This window comes from Candidatus Electrothrix sp., assembly GCF_052785085.1.
Map to the genome: position 1 here is coordinate 1 of NZ_JALAAI010000063.1, position 22,354 is coordinate 22,354.

The window sequence follows — 22,354 nt, forward strand, 5'->3', positions numbered from 1 at the left end:
AAAACAAACAACCAGAGGGTAACCTAACTTTTCAAACATGTCTAAATTGAAGAGGCGGGATAGTTGCGCCCAAAATTTCTCATTGCGCTATTCTCATATTGAAAAAAGTTTAGGCTCTGAATTGCTGTGGACCGAGAGCTTCCGGGACAGTACCTGGCAGAACAAATGGACTGTGTTCTATTGGGCCTGGTGGATTTCCTGGTCGCCTTTTGTTGGCATGTTCATAGCCAGAATCTCAAAGGGGCGAACCATTCGCGAATTCGTGCTCAGTGTTTTAATAATTCCTACCGTATTGACATTCCTGTGGATTACAGCCTTTGGCGGCTCTGCGTTGTTCATCGAACTGGAAAGCGTGGGCAGCATCTCCGACGCCGTCAAGGGCAATGTAGCCATATCCCTTTATTCACTGCTCGAACATTTTCCCCTGTCAGGAATGACTAATCTGATCGCTATTGTTCTGGTAATCAGCTTTTTTGTAACCTCCTCGGATTCAGGGTCCCTGGTGGTGGATGCCTTTACCTCAGGCGGCAAGCTGAACTCACCTGTTGGCCAACGAATCTTCTGGGCGTGCATGGAAGGTGGAGTTGCCGCTGTCCTGCTGGTCGGTGGCGGTCTCGGCCCCTTGCAAACCGCATCCATCACCACAGGTCTGCCCTTTGCCGTTCTCCTGCTGGTCATGGGATACAGCCTGTGGAAAGGGCTGGAGAGTGAATATGAACGTGAAAAACTCAAGGCGAAAAAGGTGGAACAGAAATCCTATCAGAACCTGGTCCAGGGTCTGCTTGATGACAAAGCAAACAAAAGGAACCGGAACATCCGGAACACTACCGCAGATCCGTCCGGGAACAATGTAACGGAGGACGAAAGTGCATGAAGACCCAAAACGATGCCAACAATGATACCAATGTATTGCAGCCGGTTCAGGATCTCCTTGTATGCCTGGATTTGACGGCGATTGACCCTTACCTGATCCGCTGTGCCGCCGACCTGGCCCTTGGGGTTTCCGCGGGGAAGGTTATTTTTTTTCACGCCATTCAGGCCTATGACCTTCCGGAAAAGGACAGCGGTGATTTTCCAGATGTAGAGACCGAACTGCGGCAAGTTATCCACCAATCAGTCCATGAAGCTGTGGACACCCATTTTGCAAATACCTGTGAATGGGAGATCGTCACCCGGGTTGCGGAAGAAGACGCTGCCGGGGAAGTGGTCGAGTATGCCAAAGGCAAACGCATCGAAATGATCATTATCGGCCAGAAACAGGGTGAGAACAGAGAAGCCCATTATAGCCGCAAGATTGCCGTGCAAACCGGCAGTGATATCCTTTTCGTTCCGAAAAACGGCAAGGGCTTTGATGCGCCCATTCTCTGCGCCATTGATTTTTCCGATACATCGATGAGCGCCTTTGAGCGGTCCCTGGATCTCTCCAGGGGCTGGGAAGTGCCCCTGGTATGCTACGCGATTTCAGACCCGACCAGAGCGTATTTCCCTGGAAGTACAGAACGCAGCGCCAGTCACGAGCAAAAACGATCCCAGAAGGCCTTTGAGGCATTCCTGGACCAGTATGACCTTTCCCCGGAACAGGTGTCCTGCCGCATTGAGAAGACAGATCAAACAAGCAACGAAGCGGAAAAAATCTGTTCCGCAGCTCAACAGGAGAAGGCCGGGCTGATCATTGTCGGTGCCACGGGGAAAAAAAGCAAAGAGACCTCTTTGTTAGGGAATCTGTGCGCATCGTTCCGGGGTATGAATAAAGAAATCCCGGTAATGGTGATGACCGGGCATTCGTCTTGATTTCGGCTTCTGGACAACAGGGGGGACGAGTATGTTCCAGTACCCCCACTCCCTCCTTGCATCCTCACCCCTCACCCTGTATCCTGTCCTGCGCAGTCAACACAAAAAAAAACTGAAGCGAAAGACAAGATACCCATGCCCCCTATCCCAAAAAATGCCCGCAACATCCTTATCCGTTCCACCAACTGGATCGGCGATGCCATCATAACCACCCCGGCAGTACGCAGCATCCGCCATAACTTTCCAAAGGCCAGAATCACCTTGCTGGCCCTGCCCTGGGTTGCAGATGTGTTCAGGGCCTGTCCTCATATTGATCATATTTTTATCTATGATAAACAGGGGAAACACGGGGGACTCCGGGGCAAGCTGCTCCTGGCTACTGAGCTGCGCCAGCAAAACCACGACCTCACCATCCTTCTGCAAAATGCCTTTGAAGCAGCCCTGATCACCTTCCTGGCCCGAATCCCGGTGCGGGCCGGTTACACCACCGACGGCAGAGGGATCCTCCTCACCCACAGGGTGCGCAAACATCACGAAATTAAAACCAAGCATCAGATCCATTATTATCAGGAGATGATTGAAGGGCTGGGACTCCAGCGCTGCGAAAACACTCTGGAGCTTTTTCTTGACCCTGCGGCGGAGCAGGAGGCAGAGACTCTTATCAACGAGGCTCTACAGGGACAAAAAAGAGATAGCATCCCCATCATCGGCCTCAATCCAGGTGCAGCCTATGGCCCGGCCAAATGCTGGCCTGTGGAAAAATATGCCGAGGTAGCAGGTCATCTTGCCGAAAAAACAGGTGGGCTGATCGTCATTTTTGGCACTGAAGCAGATCAGGAGGCAGCTACTGAGATCAGTGCTGCCGCCGGAGAGCTGGTTCTGGATCTCACTGGCAAGACCACCCTGGCCCAGGCCCTGGCCTGCATTGCCCGTTGTTCAGTCTTTATCACCAACGACTCTGGCCTCATGCATGTGGCTGCGGCCCTGAACACCCCGTTGGTTGCGGTGTTCGGCTCCACCGACCATATCGCCACTGGCCCCTATTCTGAGCAGGCAACTGTGGTGCGTCAACCCGTGGAATGCAGCCCCTGCATGAAAACCCATTGCCCCAAGGGCCATTTTCAATGCATGGAAGGTATCACGGTGGAAGAAGTAGAACAAGCGGCCTTGGAGTGGTTGAAGGGTACCCACTGTTAAAACAGTGGGCTATGTATTCTGGTGCCCAAGCTCTGCTTGGGTATCTTGAATACAGAAGCTCCAGCTTCGCGGAGTATGAAGCAGAGCTTCAGCAAAAATAGTTCCCAATCTGGAGCTTGGGAACCAGTATGAACCAGCCCATCACCCCTCCAGCGTCCTGATCCCCTTCCGCACCGACCAAAGAGAAAAAAACAGGCTCAATACTGCCAAGCCAAGAATGGTCAAGCAAGAGAACACTATGCCCTGGCTATCAACCTGCTCCCAAAGCAGCCAGCCTTTCATCAAACGAAAATTTCCCATAAAACCCAACACCAAAATCAGGAGCTGGGCCGCAAGGGCACTGAAAAGAAAAAGGATAGCTCCAAAACTGCCCTGAACAGCAGCCCGGCTCTCAATCTTGAAATCCGCATACATGGCCCCAAAACCCAGGGCCTGGGCCAAGGCCCCCCAGGTGATGATCAGACTCATGGCAATGGAAACCCACCACATGGGGCCGGTGATCTGAAGCAAATAATTGGAGGTGATGATCAGAAAGAGAATGACCAACGTAAAGGGAATGCAATAAAAAAGGTATTTGCAACCCAAGTACCATTGCAGGGTCAGCGGCGACGAACGGATCATGGCAAAGGCCATACCTTCGGCCCCGATAGAAGGGTAGACAAAACGGGCCGCCAGAGAAGTAGCCACAAAACCAGCAGCCCCAATATTGGCAAAGGCAATGATATTGGCCACCTTGTCCGCAGAAAGAAAGGTCCGATCCAGGGGCAGGGCTTTAAAATTATAGAGATAGACCACAACCAAGGCCCCCACCAGAAAGAGCTGGGACCATTCTGAAGAATCCCGGAGAAAGAGCTTGGCCTCTTTATGAAAGATGCGAAGCAAGGGCGAAGGATGATAGGCTGTCTGCTTAAAGGTATGGTAGCCGCCAAAGGATTCCTGGGCCTTGCTGAAACCACCTGCAAAAAAACGGGTCATCAACCATTCGCCTCCCCAATAAAATACCACCGGAGTAAGGAGCAGCAACCCTACAGCGGTCCAATCAATCAGGCGATCCTGAAGATAGAGATTGAGCAGCTGATTGGCCCAGGCCGGGGGCAGTAAAGACAGGGCCGGGGTCTGCATGCTGGAAAGATATTCGATGAAATCAGGGAAACGCTCCGGGTCTGCCATATCTTCCGGGCGCATGAGGCGGATCACCAGGTAAAGGAGAATGCCAAAAAGCATGGACAGGTAGACGGCAATATCCTTGGTCTGCTTGGCAGGAAAGAGCCTGACCAGAAGGATGGTTGCTGCCAACCCCACGGCATTGGCGGTCAGGGCTGTACTCAGAGCAGCAAACAGGAGTAAGGGATAGTACCAAAAGTCAGCATGAAAAATAGTACCGTAAGCGCCAAAGATGGGCAGGGAAAAGATCACCATCATCCAGGAGGTATAGAGAAAGGAGGTCAGAAAACGCATACCAAAGAGCTGATTTTCGTGAATCGGGGCGCTGTAGAGGATCTCGTTATCCGAAGAAAGATAGAGAGATGAAACCGCTGACACCATGGACGAAAAGAGCAACAGGGAAAACATGATCATCCAGGCCATCTGAAAGATTTTCAGGCTCAGGATAATGCCCAGCTCATTCTGACTATGGAAATAGCCGATCACCTTCAGGCTGCCAAGGTATAAGGCGATAAACAGGACAGCCCCAAAGGCCAGGATGGCCAGGGTACGCAACAGGAGATGGGCCCGAAAAAAACGATTACGAATACTATGAAAAAATGGTTGGAGAAGGAGCATTTTTTCCTCTCTGAGAAACTCTGGGAAACTTTAATGAGGGATGCAACAAGAAATATTCTCCCCATTATTCAGCACCTAAAAATGGGGAAGGTATTTTTTATTGGTATCCTTAGCATGTTCCCCTCCCCAAGGGAAGGGTGAACAATTTTATCAAAAACCTCTTTTCTGTTTACCCGGTGACGGAAATATGTCAAGAAATTCTCTGTTCTGTTCGTTCGGGCCTCTTTGGGGAGATGCAAAAAGCATCCCCACAGCATACTGGTATCTTCTTGAGAAAAAGGGTATAATGGTTCTTCTTCCTGCTCATTACTTATGCGACAGCAAGATATTGCGGTGAATACGGCTACACAGAACAAATCTTATGTACACCAGAGATATGGACACAATATGGACAAAATAAAAATACAGAACCTGTACAAGGTGTTTGGCGAACAGCCGGAACAGGCGGTCCGGCTCATTGAGCAGGGCCTGGACAAGGAGACCATCTTTGAGCAAACCGGCATGACCGTGGGTGTGCAGAATGCGGACTTCTCCATACAGCAGGGCGAGATCTTTGTTGTGATGGGGCTGTCCGGATCAGGCAAGTCCACACTGGTGCGTATGCTCAACCGGCTCATCGAACCGACCAGCGGGGCTATCCTGGTGGACGGACAGGATGTCACCCAATTGAACAACAGGGAGTTGGTGAAATTCCGGCGGCGGCATACAGGCATGGTGTTTCAGTCCTTTGCTCTGATGCCCCACCTCTCTGTCTTTGAAAATGTCACCTTTGGGCTGGAACTGGGCGGCGCATCCAAAAACAAAGCCAAAGAAGCAGCACAACAGGCCCTGGAACAGGTTGGGCTGAACGGCTGGGAAGATGTCCCGCCTGATCAGTTGAGTGGCGGTATGCAGCAGCGGGTCGGCCTGGCCCGGGCACTGGCCATTGACCCGGATATTCTGCTTATGGACGAGGCCTTTTCCGCGCTTGACCCGCTGATCCGGGCTGAGATGCAGGATGAACTGCTCAGGCTGCATGATCGGTCCAAGCGGACCGTGGTCTTTATCTCCCATGATATTGACGAGGCCTTTAAACTGGGCGACCGCATTGCGATCATGGAGAGTGGTCAGGTGATCCAGGTGGGGACGCCTGACGAGATCCTGCAGAATCCGGCGGACGACTATGTGCAGGCCTTTTTCCGGGGAGTTGATCCGGCCAAGGTCATCACAGCAGGGGAAATCGCCGGGACGCCCAAAACTACGGTCATCCATCAAAGCAAGGGCAGGGAAAGTCCACAGGCCGTCCTGCGACAGTTGAACAGCCAGGAAGCTGCCTTCGCTTATATTCTTGACACGGATGAACACTTCCTGGGCATTGTGTCAACGGATTCCCTGCAGCAGCAGTTGCAGCAACCCAAGGAAGAGCAGCAGTTGTCACAGGCCTTTCTCCAGGATGTCCTGCCTGCAACGGTGAGCGACTCCATGCAGAATATCCTGCCCCAGGTGGCCTCGAATCCCTGGCCGGTCCCGGTGCTTGATGAACAGGGCGTATATCAGGGAGCCGTGTCCAAGGCGCAATTTCTGCGCACCCTGCACAAAGCGGAACAGGAGACAGCGGAACAACAGACAGCAGTCTAAGGAGAACGTAAAAGCCGGAGAGCCGAATCTTCTTCAAGAGGAATAATTATGCAATGGAACTTCTTACATTTTGAAAAATATCATCTGCCCCTGGACGACCGTATCAGTGACTTTGTCCAATGGTTGGTGGAAAACTATCGTCATATCTTTCAGGCCATGAAATGGCCGGTGGAACAGACCCTGGACCACATTGATGCGGGCTTCAACACCCTGCCGCCCTGGGTCGTGATCCTTGCTCTCAGTCTGCTTGCCTGGAAGGTCTCCGGCAAGGGGCTGGCTGTCTTCTCCCTGATCGCCCTGATCCTGATCGGCTTTCTCGGATTGTGGGAAGACACCATGACCACCCTGGCCATGGTGCTCTGCTCGGTGCTCTTCTGCGCCCTTGTCGGCATACCAGTGGGCATCCTTGCCGGTCGCAACGATACGCTTCATGTCTGGTTCAGGCCGGTCCTGGATGCCATGCAAACCACCCCGGCCTTTGTCTATCTGGTTCCCATTGTCATGCTTTTTTCCATCGGCAATGTGGCCGGTGTCCTGGCCACCATCATCTTTTCCCTGCCCCCGATTATCCGTCTGACCAGCCTGGGGATTCGCCAGGTTCACCCCGAGCTGATTGAGGCTGCTCTGGCATTCGGTGCCACCAACTGGCAAGTGCTCTGGCGGGTCCAGTTACCTGCGGCCCTGCCCACGGTCCTGGCCGGGCTGAACCAGACCATCATGATGGCCCTGTCCATGGTGGTGATCGCCTCGCTCATCGGCGCGGGCGGGCTGGGCGAACCGGTTGTCCGCGGTCTGAACACCCTGGACATTGGTATGGCAGGCATCGGCGGGGTGGCGACCGTGCTGCTGGCTATCCTGCTGGACCGCATCACCCAATCTCTGGGTGCGCAGAACAGCCAGAAGGCAAAATCAAACAACTGAAACCTGAAATCTGAACACACACGCAACATGCAAGGAGAAATTATGCAGAACACACGAGGTATCCTTAAAAATGTCCTTATCCTGCTCACAGCTCTCTGCTGCGCTGCTCCGTCCCTGAGCCTGGCAGCAGGCAACAAACCCGGCAAAGGCGTAACCGTACGTCCGGCCCGGGCCACCTGGAATACTGGTTTTTTCCAGGAAGCCCTGGTCCGGCGGGGGCTGGAGGAACTGGGCTATGAAGTGAAAGAACCCAAGGATTTGCAGAACGCGATCTTTTACAAGGTCGTCACCCTGGGAGATGTGGATTATTGGGCCAATGGCTGGTTCCCGAACCACAACAGCCAGCTGCCCCGTAACTTTGATGAGAAGGCTGGTAAGTATGGGTATATCGTCAAGGCGGGGGGGCTTTCGGGCTATCTGGTCTCCAAAAAACATGCAGAACAGTACAAGATCACCTCCCTGGATGACTTTAAACGGCCTGAGGTGAAAAAGGCCTTTGACGCCAACGGCGACGGCAAAGCAGATCTGACCGCCTGCCCTCCGGGCTGGGGCTGCGAAAAGATCATCTCCCATCATATGGACGTCTATGATCTGGAAGATCATATCAACCAGGTCACTGCGGCCTACGAGGCCAGCATGGCCGATGCCCTGGCCCGGTACAAGAACAGCGAGCCCATCCTGTTCTATACCTGGGCACCGAACTGGACCATCTTCAAGCTCAAACCTGGCAAGGACGTGGTGTGGATCAATGTTCCGGAGATTAATCCCAGCGAGGCACAGCAGGGCCTGGATGACCGCATGACCCTCAAGGACGTGGACGGTGCTGTGAGCAATCCGGTCAAACTGGGCTTTGTGGTCAACGATATCCATATTGTTGCCAATAAAAATTTTGCCGAGAAAAATCCGGCGGCAAAAAAATTCTTTGAACTGTTCAGCCTGCCCCTGGAGGACATCAATGCCCAGAACACCAAGATGAACCAAGGCGAGAAATCAGACCGCGATATTCAACGCCATGTTGATGAGTGGATAGCCAACAACAAGCAGCAATGGGAGACCTGGCTGACCGAGGCGGCACAGGCCAAATAACCTCCATCCCTCCCCTTAGGGAGGGACAACAAAACAGGAAAGCTGATTCAGCGACTCCAAGGAGTTACCCGGTACGTAGGCCAAATAACCTCCCTCCCCTTGGGGAGGGAGTTACCCGGTACTTTCATATTAAAACAACGCATGAAGAACAGGCAGATTGAAAATCTCCAAAACCCCCGAACCCCCCCTTACCTGCATTTTCTCCCTAATGCCCTTGGGGAGGAGCTGCAGCGGGTTTATACGGAAAAACAGGCATGGGTCAATCAACCCAAGAAGGGCTTTCTCCGCTACCGCGAACCTATGGAGGCAGTTGCCCATCTCCGGGCCTCCTCCCTTGATTGCAGCGGGGATACAGTGCGGATTGGCAAACGGGAGGATCTAAGCGACCAAGAGCATGAGCAGGTACTGCAACTCCTGAAAAACTTCATGCCCTGGCGCAAAGGGCCTTTTTCCGTCTTTGACATCAACATTGATGCGGAATGGCAGAGCTGGCGCAAATGGAATCGCCTCCTGCCTGAAATGCCTGATCTCAAGGACAAGGTGGTGGCGGATATTGGCTGCAATAATGGTTATTACATGTTCCGCATGACAGACCATGCCCCCAGATTTGTGCTGGGCTTTGAGCCCTATGTCCATCATTATTACACCTTCAAAGCCCTGAACAGCTTTGCCGGGTTAGAAAACCTCTGCATCGACCTGCTGGGGATAGAACACCTGCCCCTGTTCCCCACCTGCTTTGATGTGATTCTCTGCCTGGGTATCCTCTATCATCGCCCTTCCCCCATTGATGCCCTGCGGGATCTCCTCTTGGCTCTGAAACCGGGCGGCTGCCTGCTCCTAGAATCCCAGGCCATTCCTGGTGAAGAGTCTGTAGCCCTGTTCCCGGAAAAAACCTATGCCAAGGTGCCTGGAACCTGGTTTGTCCCCACTGCGGCCTGCCTCCATAACTGGTTGCAACGGGCCGGTTTCAGCAACATCAAATGCTTCTGTTCCCACTCCATGAGCAGCACGGAACAGCGGAAAACCGACTGGATGGTTTTTGAATCCTATCAGGATTTTATTGACAAGCAGAACCCTGAGTTTACAATAGAGGGCTACCCTGCCCCATGGCGGGTCTTTTTCAAAGCAGAAAAGAAGCCCTGAAAGACAAAGAAATCATCCTGGAACATTCAGAAGAACAAGGTGTTATGTATTATGGTAGGACAAGTTCAAAGTCAATCGTGGATAAGCCCGGAAGAATATCTGAATATTGAGCGACGCTCCACATCTCGGAGCGAATATGTGGACGGAGAAATGTTTGCAATGGCAGGAGCAACCCGGCAGCATAATCGAATATCGTCGAATCTGGTCAGCGAGATCAACCAGCACATCAAATCAGGTGATTGTAATATCTATTCAAGCGATTTACGGGTACATGTCCCGTCAACAGGCTATTTTACCTATCCTGATATTGTGATTACCTGTGGCAAAGAGGAATTTACAGATGCCCATAATGATGTTCTCGTGAATCCGCTGGTGATCATAGAGATCTTATCCGATTCAACAGCCTCAATTGATCGTGGAAAGAAATTTGAGCAATATCGGGAACTGGCCTCATTTGTAGAATATTTACTTATTGAACAGCGAACGCCGCATATTGAGCAATACATCCTCTATGACGCACAGGAATGGCGTTATCGGACTATCCGGGGAATTGATGAGCAGGTCATAATTCAGGCCATTGACTGTACACTTTTGCTTCGTGACATTTATCATAAGGTGGACCTCTTGCCGCGTCCTGCACATCTTCACTCTATATCATAAATTCGTTGTCGGCACTCAGGGAAACACCTTGAGTATTTTCATAAAAAAACAGTGTACGGGCTGTATAAAAAATAATTCAAACCAAGGTAAGATATCATGAAGGCGGAAGAATGCACATTATACCACGGCGGCCTCAAAGGTGCCGAAACCGTGTTCGGTGAACTGGCAGAAAAATACGGAGCTGGAGAGGTCATCTTCACCTTTGAAGGGCATCGCCTCAACCGGGATCGCAATGCGGTTTCTTTAAGCGAGGAAGAATTACAGCGCGGTGACATCAGCATGGAGATTGCCTCACGGATGATGAACCGCACCTATTACGAGACCGAAAAAATCCGTCGCGTGTTGCAGGCTATCTTTCACATGGTCAATAAGGGTCATCAGGTCTTTGTGGTCGGCACCATCCTTGATGACAATTCAGTGAAAGGTGGGACCGGCTGGGCCGTGGAGCTGGCCAAGCTCTTTAACCGTCCCCTGCATGTCTATGATCAGAATCGCCAGGGCTGGTTTGGCTGGAAGAATGACAACTGGCAGGCTGAAGAGCAGCCCATAATCTCCTTTGATACCTATGTGGGTTCCGGCACCCGCTATCTGAGCGATGAGGGCAGGGAAGCTATTGAAAAACTGTATGCGGATAGTTTTGACGCCTAGTCTTTTAGGGCATCGTATTTCATACACTTATTAACCTTCAGAAAAAAGGAGCATACCATGCATAAGAAAAATGCAATACGGAAGGCAATCTGTTTGTTCTTGATTTGCAGCACCATGTTTATTGGTGCGGCAATGGGCTGGGCCGCTGATGCGGTCAATGTCATCCTGAACAACAAATCTTCCGCTGCCATTGAGGTAGAGTTGATTGATCAGTACGGTGGTAACTTCACCACCACCATTGAGCCAAGTACAAGCCAGAATCAGGCACTGAAGGCCGACAGTGAAATCAAGGTCAAGGACGGCAACACCCGCAAGGTGACTGCTGAAGATGAGGGCAAAGAGGTGACGCTTGCCGGGGAATAAGTAAGCGATAAGCCGGGGTGGTTGATGCAGGTTCTTTGTATCAGCCATCTTGGATGAACAGTCCATCTCCAGTCCTTCCAGCTCCTGCCTCTGCATTTCCGTTCTCCTGCCTGTAAGCATATTGCTTTTCATCCCATCCTGCCCGGTTTTTCCCGCCTTCAAACAGGAGTATTCATAACCTTTAATTTTTATCCTATCGAAATAACAAAAGGTTCGCAGCTTTTAACAAAAGGTTGTCAGGAACAAACCAAAGGTTGTTTGTAACAAACAGAAGGTTTGCGGTTACCACGAGAAGGTTGTTGGTAGCAAACAGAAGGTTATTTATTAGTGACAAAAGGTTTGCGGTTACCACGAGAAGGTTGTTGGTAGCAAACAGAAGGTTATTTATTAGTGACAAAAGGTTCGCGGCTATCAACAGAAGGTTGTTGGTAACAAACAGAAGGTTCTTGATAACGAACAAAGGAGTGTTTGCTCTTAACAAAAGGTTGTTTGCTATCAACACAAGGTTCCTGTTTATCAACGAAGGAACGTTGGTTATCAACCAAGGAGTTTTATTAAACGACGAAGGAGTGTTGTTTATTAACCAAGGAGTGTTATCAAACAACGAAGAAGCATTCGTTATCAACCAAGGAGCGTTGATTATCACGAAAGAAGCTCTGTTGAACAATATTCCTTTGCTGTCTGCTGCGCAGGAAACTTGACCAGTCCCGGCTTGTTTCGTTCATGTGTTTTTCCGATTGACAAAAGACAGCAACTTTTGTAAAGCTTATTAAAGCTTCGATGCAACTCACTTTTTTGAAAAGAATAATTCTTCCCAAAGGAGATCCGGTCATGGCATTCCGTCGCAAATCATCCCGCGTTATCGCTGAAGCCCTTACACGTCTCGCCAATCTCAAGGCAATTGATCCTGATCTGGATTTAGGCAATGGCCTCACCGTTGCTGCTTTTGAAACCCAGATAAACAAAACACAGACATCCGAGGATACCTATAACGGACAGCTTGCCCAGGCTGATGCAGGGGGGCAATATCTTCAGAGCGGATGAAAAGGATCTTCGCGATATGTCTTCGCAGATGCTTGCCGGGGTAAGGGTGAAGTTCGGGAGGGACAGCAACGAGTACGAGATGGCGGGAGGGACCCGGTTGAGTGAGCGCAAAAAGCCTAAAAAGAAGGATGGTGAGAAGTCGGGAGGTGGTGGTGAAGGAGATACTCCGTAGGGTTGTCGGGAAGGTTCTCGTCATATCAGTAGAAAAATTATGCTGTTTGAATGAGATCGAAGCAGCCTTTGTTGCCTACTCAGCAAGACATCAAAGGCTGTTTTATATGTTCAACTTCTCCAGCGGACTTGACAGGCGAGAGATGTCTTTATCCATAACATGGGTGTATATTTCTGTGGTTTTCACATCGGCGTGGCCCAGAAGCTCCTGAAGCGCCCGAATATTGGTGCCGTTTTCCAGCATAGCTGTGGCAAAGCTATGGCGCAAGGTATGACAGGTGACCCGTTTGTCAATTCCGGCCCTATGCGCTGCCCGTTTGACAGCTTTTTGTAAACCTGACTCCATAACGTGATGACGCCGTATTTGTCCCGAGCGTGGATCAACAGATCGTTTTTGGGAGGGAAAAACATACTGCCAGCGGGTTTCCCGTGCAGCGGCAGGATATTTACGCGCCAACGCCTCCGGGATATACACTTCACCAAAGCCTGTTTCCAGATCGTTGTGGTGCAAAAGCTTCACACGATCAATATGCTCCCTCAGTTCCGCAACGACAGGTTCAGCAAGAATCGTACTACGTTGCTTATCTCCTTTTCCCAAAATACGAATTCGCTTTCGATCAAAATCAACATCCATAATCCGTAACCGCACACACTCCATAAGACGCAACCCGGAACCGTAGAGGAGTTTAGCCATCAGAGCATGCGTTCCCTTGATCTGCTGAAAAAAACGCTGTATTTCTTCACCCCCGAGGACGGTGGGCAAGTTGGGCTTTCTTTTTGAGCGGACGGGCTGAATTTTTTCAGCCAAGGGCATATCAAAAACATCCCGGTAAAGAAAAACCAGGGCGTTTAATGCCTGACGCTGTGTGGATACGGATACTTTGCGTTCCACAGCAAGATGAGAAAGGAAGCGTTCAATATCGCCAGCCCCGAGTTCGGCAGGATGAATCTTGCACTCAAAAAAATGAATGTAGCGGAGTATCCACTGACTGTATGTCTGCTCTGTCTTATAGGCATAATGATGATAGCGAAGAACTTCATGAACTTGCTCCATCAATTTAAGCTTCGGATTTGGACGAAATTTTTGTTTACTCTTTTTATTTTCCATGTTAGCTACTGTATATCATAATAAGAGGAAGAATGCAGGTAAAAATTGATAAGTGGAAAAGGTTTCCACTTTTACCGTGTCAATATCTGAATAAGTGGATTTCTACGGTACCTATTACGGTCAATAGCAGGACAAATTTCCACTTATTAATACTGTTCGCTGCAACAACAATAACCCAAAATGAGGTATCCATGAATTTCACCGACAGAATAAAGCCAACGGATAAAGGCATAACGACATATCTTGATGAACTCAAGGGACTTGCTTATCAAATTCCTACTTTCCAAAGAGATGTTGTATGGGAAAAAGAAAATGTGAAGAAATTGTGGGACAGCATATACAAATTTTATCCGCTTGGAAGCATTCTCGTTTGGAAGACAGATATTAAACTCCAAAATCACAGGCACATTGGTGGTCACCAAATTTCCGACCATCATTCTTTTTCAAGCGAGTTTCAATATCTTTTAGATGGCCAACAGCGGACAACATCTTTGCTGACCTCCTTGTATGGCGGCAAAATCCAAGGACGAGATAATTTCGATCCATCTCTTTATGTCGACCTTTCAGTTGAGAATATTGATGAAACAGATGATGAGATTTACAAAAAGCGGTTTTTGTATTGGGACGAAATCGACGACAAAGATGGTACGTTTAAGAGAAATACTGGCAGAAAAAAGAAATATGACTCTGGCTTAATTGTCAAACTTATCGAAATAAAAGAACAATTTGACACAGTTCAAGAGAAAATTGTCAACCATACTGACGTAAATCAGCAATATAATCATCCTTATTGGGTGGAGCTGAGAAGGGTTAAGCAGGTACTTGACAATTATAGACTTTCATTCATTGAACTAAAAGGTATTCAGGTCGCAGAGGTATGCCAAATATTTGAGAGAATAAATCAAGCTGGGAAGCCTCTTGATATATTTGATATTGTCGTGGCTAAGACATTTCGTCCTCAGCAGAACGGTGCTAACGGCTTTTACCTTCGAGAGTTGCTGGATAATTTCAGAGCAACAAACAACAGCAAATTTTTACAAATCGATGACTTTGATTATCTTCAGGTAATTGCAATAATCATACGTGAGAATGTTGAAAAATCAGGTATTTGGAACATTACCCCAACCTATTTAAACAACCTAACGACTGAGCAAATTAAAGAGGTTTGGGAGGAAACTAAAACCGCACTTCTAAAAACCTTTGACTTTTTTGAAAACACCCTAAGTATTAAAGGACCTCAGCTTATACCATACAGATATTTCTACTTAACAGTCGCCTGTTATTTCTATAAAAACGACAATCCGAATTATGACTTTCTAAAAAAATACTTTTGGTACAATAGCTTCCACAACTCAGATCTACTCAGCAATACAGGACACATCAACACGCACTTATCATTGCTGTACAAAGAAAAAAATAAGGAAGAGTACTCCTTTGACAGATTCTTAATCGACAAAGACGTTCTTCGTAACTCTTCCTATAGCTCTAAAGGCCGCTTGTCACGGGCCATTTTGTCACTTTATTCCAACAATAATCCGAAAGACTGGAAATACACTGATCGTAGTGTGATCGCTGACAATTTTTTCTTTTCAACAGATCAACCAAATTTGCATCATGTTTTTCCCTCGAATTTCATAGCCCAAAATCCTGGCAAAAATTCATTTTCAAACAATAGCCTAATGAACATCGCTTATATTACCCAACTGACAAATCTTGAAATTAGCGACAAGAACCCCCTGATATATATTCGTGAATACAATCAGAATCCAAATTTTTCAAATGTGCTTCAGTCACACTTGTTATCACCACAACTCATCGAATGGTCAAAACAAGATAGCATGCCGGAAAATGCTCTCGATATGTTTATTGAAGATCGAGTTTCTATAATAATTGAGAAGCTACATGCTGTCTTGTCAGGCATTACATTTGAAGTGATCGACACGCGTGCAACAATACAAAATAAAGAGATTACCAACAGCGAACAACCGCATTAACTCGGACTGGGAAAAGCTGCGCCGCTTCGCTATGCAGCTTTTCCCAGCCGGTTATGCGGAGCGTTAGCCGCCAAAAAGGACGAGTTTATGAAATTATTAATACAAAGAGTAATTGACAGAGAAATTTGTCATTTCGCAGAATCTGATGTGCTAATAACATCTAATTACAATAAAATATTTGTCAAAAAAACTAATAATAACTATACAGTCCAATTGCCAAGCGACGGCATCAAAAGGATATTCGGTTTGTTTAGATTGTCGAGAAGAGCGCTCAGGCTGGATAAGTGCAATGTTGTTCCGGTAGAAGGCGGACTTGTTATTATAAGACAGGGTAAAGTATATCATTATTGTGAGCATAAAGAAGAACTGAAACAAACCTTGAACCTTAAAAATTGTCGCAATGTATTGCACCAATCAATTGCTGTAATTGACGACAAAAAAATGCTGTTTTTTGGTGAGTACGGCAATAATTCTTCACGTAATGAGGTTCCTGTTTATCGTAGTTTAGATTATGGTAAAACTTGGGAAGTTGCATTCGTTTTCCCAGCCGGAAAGATAAAACATATTCATGGATGCTATTATGACCCTTATGAAGATAAGATTTGGACATTAACAGGAGATTTTGAAGGCGAGTGCCACATCCTCTGCTCTGATAAAGACTATAAGAATATTGAGTTGATTGGAGATGGAAAGCAAACATATCGTGCCTGTAATGTGTTTTTTGAAGAAAATACAGTTCATTGGATTATGGATTCACAATTACAAACAAGCCATCACATATACATTGACCGAAAAACACGACAAATCAGTCAGGGACAGGCTTTCCCTGGTCCGGTATGGTATATAAAACGCCTTAATGATGGCTATTACCTTGCAGCGAGTGCGCAAGAAATTGGGCATGGTGTCAAAGATAAATATGCCCACCTAATGGTTTCAAAAGACCTGAATAAATGGGAAGATATATATCAATTTCATCATGATGGCTTTCCGAAACGGTATTTTAAATTTGGTGTAGTCGGATTTGCTGATGGTGATCAGAATAGCCGTTCTTTTTACCTGTTTACAGAAGCAATAAGAGGATTAGACGGCAAAACGGCTTTATGCTCGATTGAAGAAAACGGAGGTATTTGATGAGTAACACTCTAATCCAAAATTGCTGGAATGTTGTTCTGCAAAAAGAAAGAACTCTGCTGACAACCGTTCACCAACCCCTTTTTTTCATAGATAATTATCTTTCCTACTTCGATCTGCCTTTATTGCCGCATCTAAATGTCAAACCAGATGCATTAGCGGATATTAGCTCAGTAGATCCCAGTTTCAAAACTCTTACTGATGATATAATCTTTTCTTTGAGATATCACATTTACAATCAAGCGAAATCGGATATTGTTGATAAATGGGCTGAGAAATTGATGCGTTTTTGTGAGGTGAGATATCGAAATTTAAAAACGATAAGTATAGGCAAATGTGAAACGAAAGCTAAGGCGCAGCTACATATTCTGCACCTTGGTTGTTTGTTTATGGATCAATCACTTTCTACAAAAGATCTTAGATTTTTAAATGTCGCACTTAAAATTGCAGATTTGAAATGGGTGATTGATAAAAGATCAATAAAGAATGGATTGATTAGAAGAAATAGTGATTTTGACTCTGCTCTTTTCCAGTTCAGACTCATTTTGACAATTGAATACGCTATGAGTCAACTTCAAAAAGGTGGAATAAAATGAAAGATGTTGTTATACTTTCTCCGAACCGCTTCAGCCTATACACGATTTGCGTAACGGAGTTATTAAGACGCAATAATGCAAACATAAATGCCATTATTGTCAGAAGGTTGTTTAATCCAAAACGATTTACATCCGAATTTACCCGAGACGGCTCTCGTCTTATAAAAAAGATATGGAAGAAATTCGTGTTACGAAAGAACGCATACCAACCTGCCAGTTATGAAACAATATTGGACTTGATGAAGAGTGAAAATATTCGATTCTCGAAAGTAGAAGATTTCAACGAGAAGTTTGAAATCCCTGTTATATACTGCAACACACTGAATGATCCCGTAGTTGTTGAAATGCTTAAAAAGTCCAAACCAGACATCGTTGTATTCACTGGAGGGGGGCTGATACGAAGTGATGTTTTAGAAAATTCCGGTGCTGGAGTATTGAACTGCCATATGGGGGTCTTGCCGCAATACCGAGGAATGGATGTTGTTGAATGGCCGTTGCTTGAAGATAATTTTGATGAAATTGGTATGACCGTCCATTTAATGGATAAGGGAGTGGATACAGGGGATATATTGCAGATTAAAAAAGTAAAATTAGAAACGAATGAGGGTATTAAACAACTTCGAGAAAGATTTGAGCCAATAATGTGCCGTCAAATGGTGACAGTTTGTCTTGACTACTTGAATGGAAGAATTGATCGAATCCCTCAAAAACTTGAAGATGGGAAACAGTACTTTATAATGCACTCACGGTTAATAGAGATAGCAGGTACTAAAATGAAACAAAAAATGGCGGAATAACACAACGAAGCGGCTAACAAGGCGCTACACCGGACGGCAATTCCGCTGCGCTCCATTGCCGCCGGTGAGCTTGGACGTTATGCCCAATAGAAATCATGAGCAATCGAAAGTCATTGAGCAAAAAACTACGATTTGAAGTCTTCAAAAGAGATAGTTTTACATGCCAGTACTGTGGAAAAGTTGCGCCAAACGTGATTCTTGAAGTGGATCATATTGAACCCGTATCTAAGGGAGGAAGTAACGAACTACTGAATCTAATCACCAGTTGCTATGACTGTAATATCGAGGTAAAACAAATATTGAGCTAAATGACGATGCAGTTGTATCAAAACAACGGCAACAACTTGAGCTCTTGCAAGAGCGAAGAGAACAAATTCAGCTCATGTTCAATTGGAGAAAAGAGCTTGATAACTTAAAAAGTGATATTGATGATATGGTGGTCAGCTATATTGAGAATAAGATTGATAATTTTTCATTAAATGAGTCTGGAATTAAGAAAATTCCACCGCTAACAAAAAAGTATGATTTAGCAGATATTTTGGAGTCAATTGATTTATCAGCATCTAAATATCTTCGCTATGACAATGAAGGCAATCTTTCTCAAGAAAGTGCCGAAGAGTTTCTTAATAAAATTGGTGGCATTCTCGTAAACAAGAACAAACCACCAATTGAACGGAAAGCCTCATACATAAAAGGCATTTGTAGAAATAGGTTCAGTTATTGGAACCCGCAAACTGGCTCGATAGTACTCAACAACTATATAAACGCGCTTCGGGAATATGGATGGAGTGAAGAGCGTATTCTTGATGATTTAGAAAACGAAGTAATTCCAAAAACAAAAGAAGCTAAAAATTGGTCGGAGTGGCGCGGATTGATTGAAAAGTGGACAGAAGATGTTAACGGATGGGAACGAAATGAAGATCAAAGTGAACACTATGAAATAGGCAGGGATGAACTCGACGAATGTGTGGACACTCTTGTTAACGAGAGGGAAAATATTCTTCCTGCAATTGTCCACATTGGGCGTGTATACGAAGATTTTCAAGAAGAAGCTTTACTAAATAAAATTGACTTGGTTGTTCTTAACTACTTGACTGAACTCGAAGAGTACTATGAAGCTCCAGAAGACGAACGAGAAAGGAAGCCGTCTTATCATAAAACGGCGTATGCGGATGGTTTGTTATCAATGTTCAAACCAATCAATAGTATGCTCACGTTTCATCTAGATACCGCAGTACATAGCATATTTAGTCAGTTTTTTGAAAACATCGATCAATATAATGACGAAAACGCTAAGTCTGAATACTTTCAATATATCGCTAATAAATATTTTAACTTGGCTGTAAAATCGAATGAAAAGGCATAATGAAAATAGGGGACAGACCCTAATTAACCCTGAAACACTCACCGACAAAAGCGGCCTGCCCCGCACTTCCTTTGAGATCAACATCTATCCTCCGTCATCGGTAATTTTTTATGAAGATGAATGAACCGAAATGTATTCAGTGGAAACGAAAAGGTGCGGAAAGAGTCGCTTCATTGACTTCTGGCATGTCTCGTGAGCAGGAACTTGCATTCTGGAGCAGGAGAACAGAGCAGTTGCGTACACGCCGAAACAGACAAAACCAGAAAAGAAATGGCACTTGAAATATTGCCTCCCCCAGCAGCATATCCTTTGCCCAAGACGCGAATTTCGTTAAGGTGCGGATGATCTCCGGCACGGTTGATACCGAAGCAGGAGCCGCCAGGAAAACAACCTCTCCCCTCAACACTAACAAATAAGGCCCTGAGTCAAGCATGATTCAGGGCCTTTCTTTTATATCCACCATTCATCTTGCCCTCCTCGCTCACATAAGGTAACATTCTTTTGTGGAAAAATTGATATTGCAAAGGAAGAGAATCTGAGTGCTTGCGTATATAAATATTGAAAGGAGTGTGAAATGCCCACGACATTAACCTTGCAAATCCCTGACCGGATTTATCGTCCTCTGCAAAAAAAAGCTGCCAAACGAGGAAAAACGCTTGATCAGATAATTATAGAATGGCTGGGAAATGCTGTAACGGATGAACCCGATGATCCTTTATTGCAGCTGGCAGGTGCTTTCTCTTCAGATGTCAAAGAGATCGGTAAAAATCATGATAGATATATAGGACAGGAATTGAGTGATGTCCATGAATGAGGTATTCGCTGATACTTCCGGCTGGGCAAATTACATAATTTCAGAGCTTGTCGCATTATTCATAAGTCCGCTGAGAATCCCCCGCCCGCAACAGATACAGACAATTGAAACAATCGTAGCGGCTGAATGGATAGAAGTTGTTCATATTGATCGAATACTGCATGATCAGACATGGCAATTTCTCAAAAAATATGACGATAAAATGTGGAGCTTAGTTGACTGCTCCAGCTTTGTTGTTATGCAGGAACGCCGTATCAGTCAGGGATTTACCACAGATCACCATTTTGAATAGGCAGGTTTCTTACGGTTGTTGAAGTAACGCTTTAAGAACTATGATCAAGCGATTGAAAAGGGATGTCCCTCTCCACTAAACAAACAAAGCCCTGAGTCAAGCATGATTCAGGCCTTATCTTTGTATCCACCATTCATCTTGCCCTCCTCGCTCACATAAGGTAACATTCTTGAGAAGATAATGAGACAAGCAACCCTATCATCGTAGCGATGCTTGGACTGGCGGGCTTATTATCAAGAAAAAATTTTGCAATGAGACTTTCAGGAGAAATAATATGACTAAACTGCTTGAACACGCATTCCAAGAGGCATCAAAGCTCCCTGATACGCAGCAAAATATGATTGCAAGATTGCTGCTGGATGAGTTATTGGCAGAAAAAAAATGGGATTCTTTGTTTGCTGAATCCGAAGACTTTTTGGTAGACCTTGCCGATGAAGCCTTAAAAGAACATCTGCAGGCAAGACCAAGCCGTTAGAATCATGCGAGTAGCCAACCCCATATACGACGTTGTTTTCAAATTCCTGATGGGCGATATGCGCATCGCCAAGCTGATCCTCTCCAAAATCCTTGATCAGGAAATAGAAAGCCTGGAACTCAAACCCACAGAGTTCAGAAGAAAAATCGGCCTGAACCTCACCGTCTTCCGCATCGACTTTTCCGCTGTCATTCGCCAACCAGACGGTAGCAGCAAACTGGTGCTGATCGAAATCCAAAAGGCAAAGCTGCCCACCGACATCATGCGCTTTCGCAAGTATCTCGGCGGTCATTATCAGGACCCCAATAACGTCTACACGACAGGCGAGGGAGCCGAAGAAAAAGCCCTGCCCATCATCTGTATTTATTTCCTGGGACACCCTCTCCAACATACCGAAAGCCCGGTGGTCAAGGTGCAGCGCAGCTATATTGATGCGGCCACTCAGGAAGAATTGGCACACAGAGAAGAATTCATCGAAAGCCTTACCCATGATAGCTATATTATCCAGATCCCACGGCTTAAAGAAAAACGCCGAAATGACCTGGAAGTTCTCCTCAGCATCTTTGATCAAAGCCAACAGACATCAGACAGTCGCCATTTCCTCAATCTGGACGAAAATGACTATCCCGAAGAGTTCCGAATTGTCATCCGGCAGCTTCTCAAGGCTGCGGTGGAAGAAGATGTCTGCGAGACAATGGATCTGGAAGATGATATCCTGGATGAACTGGAATCCCTGGAACGGGCCGTCTTGAAGAAAGAAAAAGCTCTTGAGGAAAAGGACAAGGTTATTGAAGAACAGAGCAAAGCCCTGACCAAGGCGATCCAAGCCCTTGTCGATTCCGGGATGACGGAATCTGAAGCGAAAAGCTGTCTCAGGTTATCCTCTTAAAACAGAGAGGGGATTATTTCAACGATACGGGTAACAGGTAAAAAATAGGCTCTCTCCCTCTCCACTAACAAACAACACCCTGAGTCGAGCATGATTCAGGGCGTTTTTTTTGTTCCCACCATATCCTTGCCCTGTCTGCATACATCAGGTAATATTCTCCTGAGAATGATGAGGGAACCATGTTCCGTTAACCTGCTGCCGAAACAAGGGGACACAAGAGTTTATAATGTGCATTGCACAAAAATAATGCTTTCAGTGATGAAGCCCAAAAAAGACTGTTGCGATATATTAACCCAAGTTCGTGACATAAAAAGTCAAAGTTATGCAAAAACAACAAGTTGCTTATTTTTTGACTATTCCTATGGCACTACAAATTTTTATTTTGCCGGAATCGTCCTCTTGATAATCCTGCCAGGATGATGTGGCAGGCCAAGAGCGTCATATATTCTTTGTTGTCTCGGTTCCGGGC

The 22,354-nt window shown here is 46.4% G+C and carries 25 protein-coding genes; 23 read left to right on the top strand and 2 right to left on the bottom strand.

Annotated elements, in window-relative coordinates:
* Positions 1–37 precede the first annotated feature (37 nt).
* From L2082_RS11150 to waaF, 3 genes are all read left to right on the top strand, one after another.
* On the top strand, positions 38–874 hold the full coding sequence (locus L2082_RS11150) for a BCCT family transporter (protein WP_446008373.1): 837 nt from the start codon (positions 38–40) through the stop codon (positions 872–874).
* The gene (locus tag L2082_RS11155; protein WP_446008372.1) at positions 871–1,791 is read left to right on the top strand and encodes a universal stress protein; all 921 of its coding nucleotides are present in this window, start codon (positions 871–873) and stop codon (positions 1,789–1,791) included. Before L2082_RS11150 ends, L2082_RS11155 begins: the two co-directional genes overlap by 4 nt.
* A 135-nt stretch (positions 1,792–1,926) precedes the next feature.
* Positions 1,927–2,988, top strand: a complete 1,062-nt coding sequence (waaF, locus tag L2082_RS11160; protein ID WP_446008371.1) for a lipopolysaccharide heptosyltransferase II — start codon at positions 1,927–1,929, stop codon at positions 2,986–2,988.
* Between the two features lie 141 nt (positions 2,989–3,129).
* On the opposite strand, the gene L2082_RS11165 is transcribed toward waaF, so the two are convergent.
* Positions 3,130–4,770, bottom strand: a complete 1,641-nt coding sequence (locus L2082_RS11165; RefSeq protein WP_446008370.1) for a putative ABC transporter permease subunit — start codon at positions 4,768–4,770, stop codon at positions 3,130–3,132.
* Positions 4,771–5,157: 387 nt separating this feature from the next.
* Here L2082_RS11165 and proV point away from each other — a divergent pair, with 387 nt between their 5' ends.
* From proV to L2082_RS11215, 10 genes are all read left to right on the top strand, one after another.
* Positions 5,158–6,387 carry a glycine betaine/L-proline ABC transporter ATP-binding protein ProV gene (gene proV, locus L2082_RS11170; RefSeq protein ID WP_446008369.1) on the top strand — a complete coding sequence of 410 codons (1,230 nt, stop codon included), beginning with the start codon at positions 5,158–5,160 and terminating at the stop codon, positions 6,385–6,387.
* Between the two features lie 48 nt (positions 6,388–6,435).
* Positions 6,436–7,308, top strand: a complete 873-nt coding sequence (locus L2082_RS11175; RefSeq protein ID WP_446008368.1) for an ABC transporter permease — start codon at positions 6,436–6,438, stop codon at positions 7,306–7,308.
* Positions 7,309–7,350: 42 nt separating this feature from the next.
* The gene (gene proX / locus L2082_RS11180; protein WP_446008367.1) at positions 7,351–8,394 is read left to right on the top strand and encodes a glycine betaine/L-proline ABC transporter substrate-binding protein ProX; all 1,044 of its coding nucleotides are present in this window, start codon (positions 7,351–7,353) and stop codon (positions 8,392–8,394) included.
* A 141-nt stretch (positions 8,395–8,535) separates the two neighbouring features.
* The gene (gene cmoB, locus L2082_RS11185; protein WP_446008366.1) at positions 8,536–9,537 is read left to right on the top strand and encodes a tRNA 5-methoxyuridine(34)/uridine 5-oxyacetic acid(34) synthase CmoB; all 1,002 of its coding nucleotides are present in this window, start codon (positions 8,536–8,538) and stop codon (positions 9,535–9,537) included.
* A 51-nt stretch (positions 9,538–9,588) separates the two neighbouring features.
* Entirely contained in the window at positions 9,589–10,197 is a 609-nt protein-coding gene (locus L2082_RS11190; protein WP_446008365.1) for a Uma2 family endonuclease, read from the top strand.
* Between the two features lie 96 nt (positions 10,198–10,293).
* Entirely contained in the window at positions 10,294–10,845 is a 552-nt protein-coding gene (locus L2082_RS11195) for a hypothetical protein (protein ID WP_446008364.1), read from the top strand.
* Between the two features lie 57 nt (positions 10,846–10,902).
* A complete protein-coding gene (locus L2082_RS11200) occupies positions 10,903–11,208 on the top strand; it encodes a hypothetical protein (protein ID WP_446008363.1) in 306 nt (101 codons plus the stop codon).
* Between the two features lie 446 nt (positions 11,209–11,654).
* Positions 11,655–11,909, top strand: coding sequence for a hypothetical protein (locus L2082_RS11205; protein WP_446008362.1), 255 nt, complete (start codon positions 11,655–11,657; stop codon positions 11,907–11,909).
* A 130-nt stretch (positions 11,910–12,039) separates the two neighbouring features.
* The gene (locus tag L2082_RS11210) at positions 12,040–12,252 is read left to right on the top strand and encodes a hypothetical protein (protein WP_446008361.1); all 213 of its coding nucleotides are present in this window, start codon (positions 12,040–12,042) and stop codon (positions 12,250–12,252) included.
* Positions 12,253–12,268: 16 nt separating this feature from the next.
* A complete protein-coding gene (locus L2082_RS11215; protein ID WP_446008360.1) occupies positions 12,269–12,424 on the top strand; it encodes a hypothetical protein in 156 nt (51 codons plus the stop codon).
* Positions 12,425–12,526: 102 nt separating this feature from the next.
* Here the strand turns inward: L2082_RS11215 and L2082_RS11220 are convergent, their stop codons facing one another.
* Entirely contained in the window at positions 12,527–13,531 is a 1,005-nt protein-coding gene (locus L2082_RS11220) for an integron integrase (protein ID WP_446008359.1), read from the bottom strand.
* A 191-nt stretch (positions 13,532–13,722) separates the two neighbouring features.
* On the opposite strand from L2082_RS11220, the gene L2082_RS11225 reads away from it, so the two are divergent.
* The 10 genes from L2082_RS11225 (at position 13,723) to L2082_RS11270 (ending at position 21,885) form a co-directional block, all read left to right on the top strand.
* Positions 13,723–15,525 carry a GmrSD restriction endonuclease domain-containing protein gene (locus L2082_RS11225; protein ID WP_446011752.1) on the top strand — a complete coding sequence of 601 codons (1,803 nt, stop codon included), beginning with the start codon at positions 13,723–13,725 and terminating at the stop codon, positions 15,523–15,525.
* Positions 15,526–15,612: 87 nt separating this feature from the next.
* The gene (locus tag L2082_RS11230) at positions 15,613–16,656 is read left to right on the top strand and encodes a hypothetical protein (protein WP_446008356.1); all 1,044 of its coding nucleotides are present in this window, start codon (positions 15,613–15,615) and stop codon (positions 16,654–16,656) included.
* Positions 16,656–17,252 carry a hypothetical protein gene (locus L2082_RS11235; RefSeq protein WP_446008355.1) on the top strand — a complete coding sequence of 199 codons (597 nt, stop codon included), beginning with the start codon at positions 16,656–16,658 and terminating at the stop codon, positions 17,250–17,252. Before L2082_RS11230 ends, L2082_RS11235 begins: the two co-directional genes overlap by 1 nt.
* Positions 17,249–18,049, top strand: a complete 801-nt coding sequence (locus L2082_RS11240) for a formyltransferase family protein (RefSeq protein WP_446008354.1) — start codon at positions 17,249–17,251, stop codon at positions 18,047–18,049. Before L2082_RS11235 ends, L2082_RS11240 begins: the two co-directional genes overlap by 4 nt.
* 95 nt (positions 18,050–18,144) lie before the next feature.
* Positions 18,145–18,357 carry an HNH endonuclease gene (locus L2082_RS11245; protein WP_446008353.1) on the top strand — a complete coding sequence of 71 codons (213 nt, stop codon included), beginning with the start codon at positions 18,145–18,147 and terminating at the stop codon, positions 18,355–18,357.
* Between the two features lie 74 nt (positions 18,358–18,431).
* Positions 18,432–19,415: a hypothetical protein gene (locus L2082_RS11250; RefSeq protein ID WP_446008352.1), complete on the top strand. Its 984-nt coding sequence runs from the start codon at positions 18,432–18,434 to the stop codon at positions 19,413–19,415.
* A gap of 574 nt (positions 19,416–19,989) precedes the next feature.
* Complete coding sequence (locus L2082_RS11255) at positions 19,990–20,229, top strand: hypothetical protein (protein WP_446008351.1); 240 nt, start codon at positions 19,990–19,992, stop codon at positions 20,227–20,229.
* Entirely contained in the window at positions 20,222–20,521 is a 300-nt protein-coding gene (locus L2082_RS11260) for a type II toxin-antitoxin system VapC family toxin (RefSeq protein ID WP_446008350.1), read from the top strand. The genes L2082_RS11255 and L2082_RS11260 overlap by 8 nt, the downstream gene beginning before the upstream one ends.
* Positions 20,522–20,795: 274 nt before the next feature.
* Entirely contained in the window at positions 20,796–20,996 is a 201-nt protein-coding gene (locus L2082_RS11265; protein WP_446008349.1) for a hypothetical protein, read from the top strand.
* Positions 20,997–21,000: 4 nt separating this feature from the next.
* The gene (locus L2082_RS11270; RefSeq protein WP_446008348.1) at positions 21,001–21,885 is read left to right on the top strand and encodes a hypothetical protein; all 885 of its coding nucleotides are present in this window, start codon (positions 21,001–21,003) and stop codon (positions 21,883–21,885) included.
* The last annotated feature ends 469 nt before the right edge of the window (positions 21,886–22,354 follow it).